At 43.5% G+C, this 13,660-nt stretch carries 11 protein-coding genes and 1 pseudogene; 8 read left to right on the top strand and 4 right to left on the bottom strand.

Features of this window, described 5'->3' with window-relative positions; genetic code table 11:
- The first annotated feature begins 39 nt into the window (after positions 1 to 39).
- Positions 40 to 1,089 (top strand): nickel/cobalt transporter, encoded by a 1,050-nt coding sequence (locus KI743_RS10380; RefSeq protein ID WP_285466299.1) that lies wholly within the window; start codon positions 40 to 42, stop codon positions 1,087 to 1,089.
- Between the two features lie 124 nt (positions 1,090 to 1,213).
- On the opposite strand, the gene KI743_RS10375 is transcribed toward KI743_RS10380, so the two are convergent.
- Entirely contained in the window at positions 1,214 to 2,854 is a 1,641-nt protein-coding gene (locus KI743_RS10375; protein WP_285466298.1) for a methyl-accepting chemotaxis protein, read from the bottom strand.
- A 1,040-nt stretch (positions 2,855 to 3,894) separates the two neighbouring features.
- Positions 3,895 to 4,323: an Lrp/AsnC family transcriptional regulator gene (locus tag KI743_RS10370; RefSeq protein ID WP_285466297.1), complete on the bottom strand. Its 429-nt coding sequence runs from the start codon at positions 4,321 to 4,323 to the stop codon at positions 3,895 to 3,897.
- A 169-nt stretch (positions 4,324 to 4,492) separates the two neighbouring features.
- Between KI743_RS10370 and KI743_RS10365 the strand changes: the two genes are divergently transcribed.
- Positions 4,493 to 5,515, top strand: a complete 1,023-nt coding sequence (locus KI743_RS10365; RefSeq protein ID WP_285466296.1) for an ornithine cyclodeaminase — start codon at positions 4,493 to 4,495, stop codon at positions 5,513 to 5,515.
- A gap of 124 nt (positions 5,516 to 5,639) precedes the next feature.
- Here KI743_RS10365 and KI743_RS10360 read toward each other — a convergent pair whose 3' ends face one another.
- On the bottom strand, positions 5,640 to 6,131 hold the full coding sequence (locus KI743_RS10360) for a VOC family protein (protein WP_150873126.1): 492 nt from the start codon (positions 6,129 to 6,131) through the stop codon (positions 5,640 to 5,642).
- 299 nt (positions 6,132 to 6,430) lie between these two features.
- Between KI743_RS10360 and KI743_RS10355 the strand changes: the two genes are divergently transcribed.
- Positions 6,431 to 6,874, top strand: coding sequence for a DoxX family protein (locus tag KI743_RS10355; RefSeq protein WP_285466295.1), 444 nt, complete (start codon positions 6,431 to 6,433; stop codon positions 6,872 to 6,874).
- Between the two features lie 28 nt (positions 6,875 to 6,902).
- Positions 6,903 to 7,598 carry a pirin family protein gene (locus tag KI743_RS10350; protein WP_285466294.1) on the top strand — a complete coding sequence of 232 codons (696 nt, stop codon included), beginning with the start codon at positions 6,903 to 6,905 and terminating at the stop codon, positions 7,596 to 7,598.
- Positions 7,599 to 7,693: 95 nt separating this feature from the next.
- Here KI743_RS10350 and KI743_RS10345 read toward each other — a convergent pair whose 3' ends face one another.
- The gene (locus tag KI743_RS10345) at positions 7,694 to 8,584 is read right to left on the bottom strand and encodes a LysR family transcriptional regulator (RefSeq protein WP_285466293.1); all 891 of its coding nucleotides are present in this window, start codon (positions 8,582 to 8,584) and stop codon (positions 7,694 to 7,696) included.
- Positions 8,585 to 8,689: 105 nt separating this feature from the next.
- Here KI743_RS10345 and KI743_RS10340 point away from each other — a divergent pair, with 105 nt between their 5' ends.
- From KI743_RS10340 to KI743_RS10325, 4 genes and pseudogenes are all read left to right on the top strand, one after another.
- Positions 8,690 to 9,991 (top strand): serine hydrolase, encoded by a 1,302-nt coding sequence (locus KI743_RS10340; protein ID WP_285466292.1) that lies wholly within the window; start codon positions 8,690 to 8,692, stop codon positions 9,989 to 9,991.
- A 166-nt stretch (positions 9,992 to 10,157) separates the two neighbouring features.
- Positions 10,158 to 10,318: pseudogene (locus tag KI743_RS10335) on the top strand (methyltransferase); the annotation flags it as partial.
- 292 nt (positions 10,319 to 10,610) lie between these two features.
- The gene (locus tag KI743_RS10330) at positions 10,611 to 11,549 is read left to right on the top strand and encodes a LysR family transcriptional regulator (RefSeq protein WP_285466291.1); all 939 of its coding nucleotides are present in this window, start codon (positions 10,611 to 10,613) and stop codon (positions 11,547 to 11,549) included.
- Positions 11,550 to 11,700: 151 nt separating this feature from the next.
- Entirely contained in the window at positions 11,701 to 13,644 is a 1,944-nt protein-coding gene (locus tag KI743_RS10325) for a TonB-dependent receptor domain-containing protein (protein ID WP_285466290.1), read from the top strand.
- The last annotated feature ends 16 nt before the right edge of the window (positions 13,645 to 13,660 follow it).

Raw genomic sequence — 13,660 nt, 5'->3', positions numbered from 1 at the left:
GTTGTTGGTTATAAATGAACAATCATAGGTTCTAATCCAATGCAGAAAAGTCAATTCAAAACGAACCACTGCCTGATCGGTGCCGGCGCAGCACTGCTTGTTATTGTTGGTCTCTACCAACTTTGGACAATGTGGCCGTCTTTGGTTTTATCAAGTATTCAGTGGCAAAGAGAAGTAAACGCCCAACTAGCTGATTTGCTCTATGAAGCAAAGTCTTCACCATGGGCTGCAGGGAGTTACTTAATTGGTTTTAGCTTTGTTTACGGTATGCTTCATTCACTGGGACCTGGACACGGCAAAGTGATTGTTTCGACCTACTTAGCAACGCATCCCACAAAGGCGAAAGCGAGTTTGGTGCTTACTGTCGTTTCCGCGTTGTTGCAGGCATTGGTTGCTATTCTGCTAGTTAGTGTTTTGATTTGGGGCTTCAACGCTTCAATGCGCGTAGTAAATGATAAAGCAAATATGTTTGTTTTATTGAGTTTTGCTTTGGTTGCTGCTGTTGGTGCTTTGATCTGTTGGAAAGCCCTACGCAACATCTATCAAACTATGCGTAAACCTAAACTTAACGTGAAAGCCATTAATGGCTTAGCGACGAGTGGACAGTCACCGCTAACAATGCAAGCACCAACCTTAAACTCTATGAGTATTCAAAAGCCGGTAGCTCATGCTCATCACGCAGACTGTGGATGTGGCCACCAGCATGTCGCTGACGCAGAAGCAATTAATAAAGCTTCAACCTTGCGAGAATATGCCGGAATTATCGTTACTATCGGCGTAAGACCGTGTACTGGTGCGGTTATGGTACTGCTGTTTGCCAATGTTGTTGGTATGTATTGGATGGGCGTATTGAGTGCGTTGGCGATGGCTGTCGGCACTGCGTTGACCACTTCGCTGATCGCCACAATGACGCTTACTGGAAAACACTTAGTAAAACGTTATCTATCGGCAGGTAATAAAAACGCTAACGAAGCATGGAAAGTTGCCGGCCATTATTTGCAGCTGTTTGGTGGAATGCTACTAATCGTTATCGGAACTCTACTTCTAAATGGACAAGAGAGTGGAATGTCGCCTGTCTTTACGATGTAATGTTATCGAGTGAACAGGTGGATTATATATAGAAAAAAGGATTGGTATGACTACCAATCCTTTTTAATCGAACGTCCTAACGATCATTCGTCAGATGAGACTTCTGAGTAAACAATGGTTGTCATCACACCTTGAAATAAGCGACTTCTTGCTTGAGCTGAGAAGCTAATTCGTTCAGTGCGTTGGTCGCATTATCATTACTCTGCATATGTTCAATTGACTCGCTAGACATCTGTGAAATATCGCCCATCGCGTTTGAGATATCGCCTACAACCGTTACCTGACTCGATGTTGCTAGTGCGACTTCTTTGACTTTCTTGAGAGAGTCATTGGCTTGCTGCTCGATATTTTGAAGTAATTCTGAAGCACTTTGAGTCTGCGCTTTACCATTTTCAACCTGAGGTTGCGTTGTGTTCATGGCGGCTACTGAAGCTGCTGTTTCGGTCTGAACTTCGTTAATCATAGTCGCGATCTGAGAGGTAGCATCACCAGTTCTTTGAGCCAAACTGCGCACTTCATCGGCTACAACAGCAAAGCCTCTACCAGATTCACCAGCACGAGCAGCTTCGATAGCGGCATTTAGCGCTAGTAGGTTGGTTTGATCAGAGATTTCACTGATTACATTGACGATACTACCAATTTGTTTCGTTCTGTCTTCTAGGCGCTCTATTTGTTCCACTGTTGTGTTAACCGTTGAGGAGATTTTCTCCATCTCGAGTGCAGCCTCGTTCACTACTTGACGACCTTGAAGTGCAAACTCCACTGTCATCTCTGAATTATCTTCTGTATGAGTCGCGATAGAAGATACCTGGTCGATACTGTGGCGCAGTTCGTCCAGCTTTTGAGCTGTTTCTTGCGTTAATCTCGCTTGATGAGTCGCTGATTCTAGTACTTGAGAAGAGCCTTGTGAGACATCCTCAATCTTACCTGCAAGACTATTTGAAGCCCCGATAATGTTCTTGACGATGCTGGTTATCTTTTGGTTCATATCAGACAGCGAATCTAGAATACTGCCGCGATAATTGTTGGATGCGACATTCGTGAGATCCCCTTGCGCCATTTGCTTAATTGCCGATTGCGCAACAAATGGTTCACCACCGAGTGATTTTCTGAAGCTGCGCTCAATGAGAACTCCAATAACGACAGAAACTATGAGAGAGATAAGAGTAAGGATTAGCATGAGGTTTTGGAAACCGCCAGCAACCATTCTCGCCTCAGGTGTGAGTTTTTGGTTCTCCGCTTCTTGGTAATCAATAAACTCATTGATGGTATCTAGCCATGTGATAAATGCCGGCCTTACTTGATCAAGGACGACATCCGTTACTGGCTGCATATCCTTTTTTGCGGTCAAGATTTCTTCAACTAAAGGAAGAGTGTGTTTTTGGATTTCATCTATTCGAGCAAGAATGTCACGCTCTTTGCTTGAGAATGGAGCACCACTGGCTAACATTCTTTCCATATTTTGCTCAGATTCGGTATAGAAACTTTCAAGTTCACGAATCGTTTTCTCGAACGACATGACTTCTTGTACGTTTCTTGCGATTGCAACATCACGAATGGCAATGGCTCTGTCATGAACACTGCCGCGGTAATTAATGGCATATCGCTGTTTAACTGAATTTATGTCAGTAATTTCAGCAAGCGTTTTGTCGATGGAGTTAACCTTTTGGATCCCCAAAATTGTTAGCAGAGTCATTAGAGCTAATATGGCCCCAAAGCCAAAAGCTAGGCGATTCCGCACAGTCATCGTTGATAAGTAGTTCACGCTACACCTCATTTATAACCCTCAGAGAAGTAGAGGGTGGCTTGTAGTTTTTTTGGTGATGCATGTTAACACTATTACAACATTCTCTGCATCTAACTTAAACGGGCTACCATATTTGCTAATCATTGTTCAGTTGTTTTTGGCAAAGATCTATCAACCTGAACATTGATCCATTCGAACAGTTAATAACAATAGATAGCTAAACTACGCATTAATAAATCTAATGTGGGAAGTTGGGTGTTCGTAAGCGGAATGATGTGTGGATATATGGCTTTCTTAAGAATGGGAAAAGCAAGCTCTGCTCGATCGTGGGCTGTAAAAACACAGTAAATTGCCGAGCTATTCTGTAAACCGAATATCGCTCAGAGGGAAATTGGTAACGGTCAATCTTAAGGGGTATGGTTGTTTTTTGAACGAATGTTCACCATTGTCACAATAATACAAAAATGCCGCTTCTAAATTGATGCATCAATATGTTCAATGTCTATCTTTTTGAATCTAACTATTTATATTTACTATGTTATTTTGTAAAGTGAGTACTCAGCTTGGGGTTGATTTATCAACCTCGAAAAAAGTGAAGGAGCATGCTCCTTCGCTTTTTTTAACTAAACTCAATAATGGAGTTATCAATGAGTTATAGATGGGCACTTTTTCGTCATAATTATTCATTTATAGGCGCTGCGTTCGAACTATTTATTGTAGCACTATGCATTTTTTCATTGGCGTTACCTCTTGTATCTGAAAGCTTGCTTACTTTACAAATTTCATCAGCTTTACTGCTCTTCTGCTTTATCTTAATGTTTATTTTTGCTCGAAGTGACAAACTACGCAGTTCGATGCATTGAACCAACGAAACTGCACTTAGTTCGTACCGAGATCACACCTTTATACCGGCGCGGTTTTGCTTACCGCGCGCCATATAATCACCATCCTTCCCATACTTGTAATTATTCATAATTTGCTAATCTAACAAACTTACTAATGCATCATTGTTCATATCCACGTTGTCCTGATTAGTCGGGTTTTATGATGTTTGTCGATCAGAATATCTTGTTGATTAGCAAGTTTGCTTCGGTCTGCTCAATACCTTCGATAGAGCGTATTCGGCCTAGAACGCCACCCAACATTGAAAGATTTGGGCTGCGTAGATTGGCTATCAGGTCCCATTTCCCGTTCGTGTGATACACGCTCAATACCTCAGGAAAACTCTGCAGGTTCTTAAGTACATTGTTTTCGTCCTTAGCCGCTACACAAATACTAATGATTGCCTCTACCTGACTCTGCTCAGTATCTTCACTAAGTTTGACCGTATAACCGAGGATCACTCCTAACTTTTCCAGCTTGCTGATCCGGTTTTGTACTGTAGCGCGTGATACCTTGAGCTGCTTGGCGAGATTAATCACCGGCATACGTGCATCTTTTCTTAGCAGAGCGATTAACTCGCGGTCCTTGTCGTCTAGGTTGCTCACGCCTTCTCCTGATTAGCTTTTGCTGGCATATTGACAAATTATGCTAACAAAATGCCAGTTTTAGATAAATATTTGTACACTTTTCTGTCTTTTTGTTGGCTCAAGTCGCGTCTAGACTATCTCCATTCGCAGTATGCATTTGAATAATAAGAGATTGAGGAGCTGTTGGATGACACTATTCTTGGATGTACAGGCGCTAGGTCGCCTAGTGAATGCGCAAGGTGCCGATACTTTCATGGCTGATCTACTTGGATACATGGAGCAAGATTTCTGTCGTTGGCCGGAGTTTGATAAGTCGGCTCGAACCGCAGCGCACAGCGAGGTTGGGGTTATCGAATTAATGCCAATCGCAGACCATAATTTGTATGGCTTCAAATATGTGAATGGCCATCCATCTAACCCAAATCAAGGCCTCTCGACGGTAATGGCGTTTGGTGCGTTGTCGGAGGTGGCGACTGGTTATCCGCGCTTGTTGACCGAACTGACTATCTCGACGGCTCTGCGTACAGCGGTCACTTCTGTGATGGCCGCTAAGGCGTTGGCAAGAAAAAACAGCCAGTCGATGGGGATAATTGGTTGTGGTGCTCAAAGCGAGTTTCAGGCCATCGCATTTCATGCCATTTTAGGTATTAAAGAGCTGCGTATCTTCGATATTGATGCAGATGCGATGGATAAGCTAGCTGCGCATCTTGAGGCTTACCCTGATCTTAAGGTGATCAAAGCGGACAGTGCTAAGTCCTGTGTGCGTGGTGCTGACATTGTAACTACGGTGACCGCAGATAAGGCGTATGCGACGATCTTAACACCCGATATGGTCGAGCCGGGCATGCACATTAACGGAGTGGGCGGGGATTGTCCGGGTAAAACCGAGTTACATCTTGATGTGTTGCTTGGTGGCAAAATCTTTATTGAACATGAGCCGCAAACTCGTGTTGAAGGCGATATCCAACAGTTGCCAGAACAGCACCCTGTGCACCCACTATGGGAAGTAATTGCGGGTAAGAGCATCGGACGAGAAAATGAACAGCAAGTCACCATCTTTGATTCGGTTGGCTTTGCCCTCGAAGATCTTTCAGTGCTGCGTTATATCTACGATCTTGCTACTCAGCTCGGCTTTGGTGAAACAATAGAATTAGTGCCACGTATGAGCAATCCTAAAGATCTGTTTGGTCTGATGAAAGCGACGCAATAACTCGCAATCTGGCATATTTAGATTTGCGCTGTTGTTGGCGGATTAAAGTGCCATAGAAAGAAAATGCCCATTAGCATTAACGGCTAATGGGCGTTGAAAACTTGCTTATTTCCGAGTGAAAGAATTACTCGTAGTCAGAAGCGTATGTGTCTTCGTAAGAGTGTGAGTAGAACTCAAATAAGTTACCAAACGGGTCTTCTAGGTAAACCATTTGTGCTTGCTTAGAGTCGTCTTCTGGGTGGTAGCGCATGATGTCCATACGTACTTTACCGCCAAACTCTTCAACACGTTTGATTGCTGATTCAAACTGCTCTTTTGGTAGCTGCAAACAGAAGTGGAAGATGCCTAGACGAGAGAAGTCAACGTTATGACGCTCTTCGCGGTCAACCATTTCGAATAGCTCAACGCCAATACCATCTGATGTTACTAGGTGAGCAATGTTGAAACCTTTGAAGCCTTCACCAAATACAGCAATACACATACGGCCAATTGCCGACTCACGCTCTTCCATCACTTTAGTGTTGTTCATTACAACGCGAAGACCTAGCGCTTTCGTGTAGAACTCTACCGCTTTGTCCATATCGCCAACCATGATACCAACGTGATTCATTTTCATATTCTGCTCCAAAATCTGTCTAGATAAATTGTCTTGTTTTCAGCGTTTCGCTTCGATGGAGAGAATATTAGATTATTAGTTTGATTAAATGAAATTATCATAATTTATATTAATAATAATTTTTTGTTATTAGTGTGAGTTGAAAAATAGTTCAATAAATCTTGTTCGAAAAATTCGAATTAATGCATCAAAACTGCCGGATTCTTTCTGTTGGCAGTGCCACCTAGACTGTTTACCAACAGCTGAGGGAGATCAGTTAAGCGACCTCATATTAAACGAACAATTTTAAGGACAAGACGATGAAAGCATTAATTCAAAAACTCGCACAATCAAACGCTGGCTTTGGTGCATTGGCACTTCGAGTACCAGTTGGCATTATTTTTATGGCACACGGCGCTCAGAAACTGTTTGGCTGGTTTGGTGGTTATGGCCTTGAGGGCACAGGACAATGGATGGCATCAATTGGTCTTGGCCCTGGCGTGTTAATGGCCTTTTTAGCTGGCAGCGCGGAGTTTTTCGGTGGTCTGTTTATTCTTCTTGGGTTACTCACACGCCCAGCCGCGGCTTCGCTAGCGATAACGATGTTAGTCGCTATTTTTGCGGTTCATTTTGAAAACGGCCTTTTCATGTCAAACAATGGCTACGAGTTTGGTTTAGCGCTACTAGCCGCGAGTGTGTCTTTGACGTTCTCAGGTGCAGGCAAAGCCGCAATTGACGAAACTATAGCTAAAAAACTGGCTTAAGCCGGAAGCTAAAAAGGGGGTAATCATTATGATCACATTACGTCATGCAAACGATCGAGGAACAGCAAATTTCGGTTGGTTAGATAGCAAACATACATTCTCATTTGGTCACTACTACGATCCAAAACACATGGGGTTTTCGGCATTGCGTGTGATCAATGATGACCTAGTCAAGCCGGGCGCGGGCTTCGATACTCATGGACACCGTGACATGGAGATCATTAGTTACGTCCTTGAGGGTGTGATTGAGCACAAAGATAGTGAAGGTAATGTACAAACACTACCTGCTGGAGAGTTCCAACTCATGTCTGCCGGGAGTGGTATTTATCACAGTGAGTACAACGGTTCTCAGAGTGAGGAATTGAAATTCCTACAAATTTGGATACAACCAAATACTGTTGGCAGTAAGCCGGGTTACCAACAGAAAGATTTCGGTAACAACACTGGCCTTACGGCGATAGCGACACCCGATGGTCGTGATGGCACCCTGCATATAAAACAAGATGCCACTCTGCACCAGCTTATCCTAGAGCCAAGACAGCGTATTGAACTACCAATTATCAAAGGCCGGAATGTGTATGTTCATCAGGTCACTGGGCAGCTATCGGTTGATGACGTACTTCTCGATGCAGGAGACGGCGCTAAAGTTGAAGCTCAGAACCAGTTGAATTTTGCTAACCAATCAAGCGAGTCAGTAACGGCACTGGTGTTTGATTTGCCGTAACGAAGAAGAAGTGAAGCGGCCTATTTTAATTAGGTCGCTTTTCGTTATGGGTGGTCTATGGCCTAGGTGTCATGCGCTTATAAGAGAGTGCGCTCTTATCTCTTCAGGTATTTCTTTGCGACTTGCGCTACTGTTGCGATGATATCTGACTCTAATTCAGAGGCTTCAGAAGAGAGGTTATAAAACAAAACGCAATCTTGCCTAATCAGCTCTGGCGCTTCAATGAGGCTCAGCTGTCTGATCTCTCCCTTATCAATGTATGGTTGCATGTCCGCTTTTGTGGATACTGTCCAACCTGATTGCTTTAGTTTCTCTATGAGCAGTGTTTTGCTGGAGACTATCTCGCTATGACAACTAACGTTAGTGTGTCGCAGACCATTTGAACGATCATTTTCAGTGACAAGTTGAAGCTCAACACTTAGTTCTGCTATCGATAGAGGACCATCGGGTAGAGAGGAGCTTTGTGATGTAAACAGACCCAATTCACAAGTCCCCAAGTTGATGTTACCCACACCTGAAGTAGGGTGGAGATTACCAAGCCCGGGCATGATCGCGATAAATGCGTCTCCGTGTTCGACACGTTTTAAGCTCTCATGTCGATCCATCTGTAACCAATCAATCGCTATCTCGTTGTGCTTTTGCTTAACGCTACTATCAATGAGTGCGAGTAGTTGAACTGGCGTTGAAGAGTCATGGTAGATGCTGATTCGACTTAACTCGCCTTTGTAAGCTGAGAAGGCAATGTTTTCAAATTCTAACGATTGTCGAGCCAGCAAGCGGGCGCGAGGATAAAGCCGATGGGCAATACTTGTAGGCTGTGCTTTCTTACCTTCAATAGTGAAAAGCTCAACCCCCATTAAATCTTCCAATGCATTAATACGCTCACGCACTGTAGAGCGAGCTTTGTTGAGTTGAACGCTCGCCGCGCTATAGCTCTGAAGTTCGTAAACAGTAGTGAAACAGGTAACTTGCTCAATCGAGATCATGAACTCACCTTTGTACGTTTAAAGCGTACATTATGGATTTATATGTTCGAAATTATCACGATATTCTTGCTGCGTACACAAAGACTATTCTTGGAGAGTTTGAACATGAAACCATCATTACTTACTGCGGTTATTGCGAGCATTTTCTCTATCGGAGCGGTTGCAGAAATCAAACCCATGTCGACAGTACCTGCAAAGCCTGCCGAGCAAGTGACATTGAGTAATTACACAGAGCATCCATATAATCATTGGTCGTTTCAAAATATGGGTATTCATCCGGTGGTGATGGTTCCGCGAGACGGTGCGATTAGTGAACTCCCACAGAATTTAAGGCCTGAAATTGTTGAGCATAAGTTTAAGTACGGCGAAACCGAATACACTTTTCGAGACGCTATGATCAATGACTTCACAGACGGGTACATCGTTATTAAGGATGGCAAAGTCCTACATGAGGAGTACTTTGGTGATTTTGGCCATAGAGACAAACACCTTTGGGCGTCGAGCACCAAATCTCTTGTTGGCCAAGCGCTAGGCTTATTAGTAGAGCAAGGCAAAGTCGATGTGAATGAGAAGGTGAGCAAATATGTAACCGAGCTTGCTGGCACTCACTTTGGTGAACAGTCACTGCGTACCGTTCTGAACATGACATCTGCGCTCAACTACCGTGAGGACTACGTCAACATCGCGCCAGGCGAGGTGCATTATGAATATTTCCGCCGCTTAGGGTTTGTGCCCGGGTATGACTTGATGGCTATCGACCCAACCAAAGATGACACGCCGCGAGACCTACTCAGCTTTGCAGGCATGTTTGAGCAGGCAGAAGATTTACCAATCAACAACACCTTTGAATATCACAGCCCAAATGTGGATGTTATTGGGTGGGTGATTGCGCGAGTATCGGGTCAGCCATTGAACGAATTCATTGCTGACAACATTTGGAACAAGCTTGGCACTGAGCATGATGCCTTCTTTATGGCTGACATCGGTTATAACCCAATCGCAACCGGTGGATTCAACACAACATTGCGCGACTTTGCTCGTGTAGGTTTGGCCATGGTCAACAATGGGCAATACAACGGCGAGCAAGTATTCTCCGAGAAGTGGGTGAAAGATTCGTTTAATGTTGAGGAACAAGATAGAAAAGCCACAAACAACAGTATTTACAAACAGAAAGAGGGCGCAGTGTATGACTCTCATCTAGAGGGGTACAAAAACTTTTTGTGGGTGCATGACTCTGAGAAAAATATCGCGACCTACCGAGGTGTATTTGGTCAGTTCCTTTACATCAACCAAGATAAAAATGTTGTTATAGCGACGTTCTCTTCTGCCGACAGTGCTTCCAATGCAGCAAGGGAGACTTCCAAGATTCGGCTGGATGCTTTTGAGTCTCTGGCAAACTCTCTTTAGTTTTCCAATAGCATAAGGCGCTAAGAGGAGCGCCTTATTTTTATCTGATAGATGTTCATATCGGTAGATAAAAAAGTTGCGATTCGATGTTGACCTGTCTATGGCTTTACACTTTATGGTTTGATTATTGAAAACGCTGAGACGTTAAATCGTTGTCGGCGGAACCCTATTAGCGGCCATGCTCGGAGAGGGTGACTTAAAGGTATGGCATAAAAGGTATGGCATAAAGGGTTAGGTAAGCTGGCTCCAGCCGCTCATCTTGATTGGTTAATGAAGCAAGGCTTTAGTGAGACAGAAGCCTTGCGATTGAAATGGTTATCAAAAGAGAGGTTATGGATCCCTAAAGGTGTTACGTCCATCTTAATGGTTGATATCTATGATTATGTGGTTGGTCTGAAAGACAGCATGGTTCTTATAAGAGAAGTATCTTCTTTGCTGATTGGGTTCGAGTAGGGGCGATGCAACCAAACTCAATTCTGCCCTATTAAGTGTCAGCGCGTAAGCTGTGCGGCTGCCAAAACTGTGTTTAATTGTTACCTACAGTATTGAAAATACTTACCACAGTTTCTTGGAATTTATGTACTATGCCACTGACTCAGAGCCTAATGGTGGTATTGACATGAACTTGTCTCAAATTGATCTAAACTTACTCTTTATTTTAAAACACTTACTCGAAGAAAAGCATGTATCTAACACCGCGATGGCTTTAAATATGAGTCAGTCTGCGGTGAGTCGAGCACTTAAAAAGATGCGTATTTTCTTCGATGATGAGTTGTTGGTGCGCAAGAAATACGGTTATGAGCTGACACCAAAAGCGGAGTCAGTAAAGCACGATATCAATAATGTGATTAGCAGCTTAGAAAAACTCGCTCATAAAGACTCATTTGATCCGAGTACCGTATCAAGCACTGTCAAGATTTACGGTCTTCTACCTCAAATTAATACCTTAATGCCCAAGGTTATTGCCAAGATTCGAAAACAAGCGCCAAACCTTACGGTGAGTTTAGATTCGGCACCAAAGCGTCATTTTGATGCCCTAGTAGCGGGAGACGTTCATTTCGCCCTCTCTTCTCATCAACCGCCAAGCTCAGAGCAGAATATCTATCGTATGGTTGTTGCTAAGCGAACTTTCCGCTTACTGATGAACAAAAAACATCCACTGGCAGAGCAAGATCTTACTCCCGAGAAACTCGCAGACTTCGATTTTGGCCAAGTTTCTTTGCAGGGCGAAAAGCGACTATCGTTTGAACATAAGTACCAAGAGCTTGGTTTAGCCAACAAAAAGCAACGTTTATCTGCACCTGTCCAGCTGAGTAATTTTAGCTCCGCACCGAGTATCGCCGCGGAGACAGAAATTATTTTCCATCTCCCCACACCTTTTGCAGAAGCTGCTTGTCAAGATCCTCGATTAATTGTACGTGAAGTCCCTAAAGCGCTTCAGTTGGATTTTCAAGAGGTTTACTTGTATTGGCACAAACGCTTTAACGATGACCCTATGTGTGAATGGGTACGGGACATCTTTAAGCAACTCTACGTAGGAAAAGACACCTTATCTTAAATGCGAAATTCGGGTAGTTTGTTTGTAATTATTCGCCTAATGGATAGTGATATTCTCTTCCCGTGATAAGGATTGCCTTGTCAATGAATATGATTATCAGGTTTAATTGAGAATAATTATTAAATGCAATTACATTCTAAGCCAACTCAATATGAAACCTCTTTTCTCATACTCACTACTTTCTAAATCAGTTGTTTCTGCATGTATTTTGTTACCCATGGTCAGTGTTGCCAACGACCAACTTGCCAGTTCGGGTACCAATACAACGACAATGGAAACTATGGTGGTTACGGCTTCTGGGTACGAACAACTTGTAACAGAAGCGCCAGCAACAATCAGTGTTATAACGCGAGAGCAACTTGAAAATCGCTCTTACAAAGATCTCACCGACGCTCTAACTGACATCCCAGGCGTGAACGTGACTGGCGGTGGCGATGGTCAAGATATTTCTATTCGCGGCATGCCTGCTCAGTATACGGCCATTCTTGTTGATGGCAGAAAGCAGTCTGGGCGAGAAACTCAAACGAATGGCAGCACGTTTACCGAACAAGATTGGCTCCCACCTCTGAATGCAATTGACCGAATTGAAGTTGTTCGTGGACCAATGTCTACCTTGTATGGTTCAGATGCGTTGGGTGGTGTAATCAACATCATCACGCGTAAAGACTATCAAGAGTGGCACGGAAGTTTGCGTGCAGAGACGACTCTTCAAGAAAATTCGAAATCAGGGAATAGCTACCAAGGACAACTTTACCTTGCAGGGCCAATCATTGATGGTTTATTGAGTGCATCTGTAACAGGACTGTATCAGGAAAGAAATGAAGATGAGATTGTCGGTGGCTATGCAGGTAAGAAACTCGATAACTATCGTGCTTCTTTGTACTTAACACCAACCTCTGACGACACTTTTACTCTGGAGTTCACCAATCATAACCAAGAGCGAGAGACCACTTTAGATAAGTCAGTGGAGCGAGAGTCTCAAGTTGCAGTAAGGAAATATGAGCGCCAATCTATTGGTTTTGGACACGACGGTAACTATTCTTGGGGCTCGAGCTCTTCATTTATCAGTAATGAAACAGTCAAAAATATCGGTGCAGATAAAGAGGTCGAGAATAGTCACATCAATACGCAATGGGGACTGCCTATTGATGATCACTATTTAACATTGGGGGCGTCTTTTGAGAAGAAAGACCTGACTGATAATAATCTTTCCTTGGCATCCGTGAACAAACAATGGGCTGTCTTTGCTGAAGATGAGTGGTATCTCACCGATGATTTTGCTCTTACAGTTGGCTTACGCTACGACGACAACGAAATTTTTTCGGGGCAGTTAAGCCCAAGAGTTTATGGGGTTTGGTCAGTTGACCAAAATTGGGCGCTAAAAGGTGGTGTATCTACAGGCTATCGCGCTCCAAGTCTAACTGAAATGGATGAAGATTGGGTTCAAGAAAGTTGCAGAGGTCGTTGTTCCATTTACGGTAATCCCGACTTAACGCCAGAAACTTCAGTGAATACAGAGATGGGTTTGTACTATGCAGATAATCGCGACCTATCCGCAAACGTCACTCTGTTTTATAGCGACTTCAATGACAAGATAGAAAGTGAATTTGTTGACCCGAATTGTACTGACAGCAGAAGCTGTGACCGCACTTACGTCAATATTGATGACGCGATCAGCTATGGTGCAGAAAGCTCCGTTTCTAAGGGCGTTACAGATTCGATCACACTAAGCGCAATTTACACTTACACCCGCAGCGAAAAGAACACCAATGACGAAAATGATGGTTTGCCACTAGTCCAAGCGCCTGAGCACCAACTCTCTGTGAATGGTGATTGGGCAATACGTGATGATATCGGTTCATGGGCACGCGTAAATTATCAAGGCGAAGAAAAAGATAACATTACGAGTACGAGCTCTAGAACCTTAGCGCCTTCTGTGACTTACGTTGATCTTGGTGCAAACTGGCATGTCACTAAGAATATGAAGTTAATGGCAGCTGTTTATAATCTACTTGATAAGCAGACTACAGAAGAAGAGTTTGGCTATATTGAAGATGGTCGACGCTATTGGTTAGCCGCTGAAGTGACTTTCTAGTTAATTGTTTCTAAAC

Source organism: Vibrio sp. D420a (assembly GCF_030248625.1).
Classification (GTDB): Bacteria; Pseudomonadota; Gammaproteobacteria; order Enterobacterales; family Vibrionaceae; genus Vibrio; species Vibrio fortis_A.
The sequence above is the reverse complement of the archived record's forward strand: the minus strand, read 5'-3'. Positions and strand labels throughout refer to the sequence as shown.

What these genes read in the sequence shown, in the direction of transcription:
- KI743_RS10325 (WP_285466290.1), top strand. Translation starts at nt 11,701, where the DNA reads ATGAAACCTCTTTTCTCATACTCACTACTTTCTAAATCAGTTGTTTCT.
- KI743_RS10360 (WP_150873126.1), bottom strand. Translation starts at nt 6,131, where the DNA reads ATGAAAATGAATCACGTTGGTATCATGGTTGGCGATATGGACAAAGCG.
- KI743_RS10340 (WP_285466292.1), top strand. Translation starts at nt 8,690, where the DNA reads ATGAAACCATCATTACTTACTGCGGTTATTGCGAGCATTTTCTCTATC.
- KI743_RS10380 (WP_285466299.1), top strand. Translation starts at nt 40, where the DNA reads ATGCAGAAAAGTCAATTCAAAACGAACCACTGCCTGATCGGTGCCGGC.
- KI743_RS10330 (WP_285466291.1), top strand. Translation starts at nt 10,611, where the DNA reads ATGAACTTGTCTCAAATTGATCTAAACTTACTCTTTATTTTAAAACAC.
- KI743_RS10365 (WP_285466296.1), top strand. Translation starts at nt 4,493, where the DNA reads ATGACACTATTCTTGGATGTACAGGCGCTAGGTCGCCTAGTGAATGCG.
- KI743_RS10355 (WP_285466295.1), top strand. Translation starts at nt 6,431, where the DNA reads ATGAAAGCATTAATTCAAAAACTCGCACAATCAAACGCTGGCTTTGGT.
- KI743_RS10345 (WP_285466293.1), bottom strand. Translation starts at nt 8,584, where the DNA reads ATGATCTCGATTGAGCAAGTTACCTGTTTCACTACTGTTTACGAACTT.
- KI743_RS10350 (WP_285466294.1), top strand. Translation starts at nt 6,903, where the DNA reads ATGATCACATTACGTCATGCAAACGATCGAGGAACAGCAAATTTCGGT.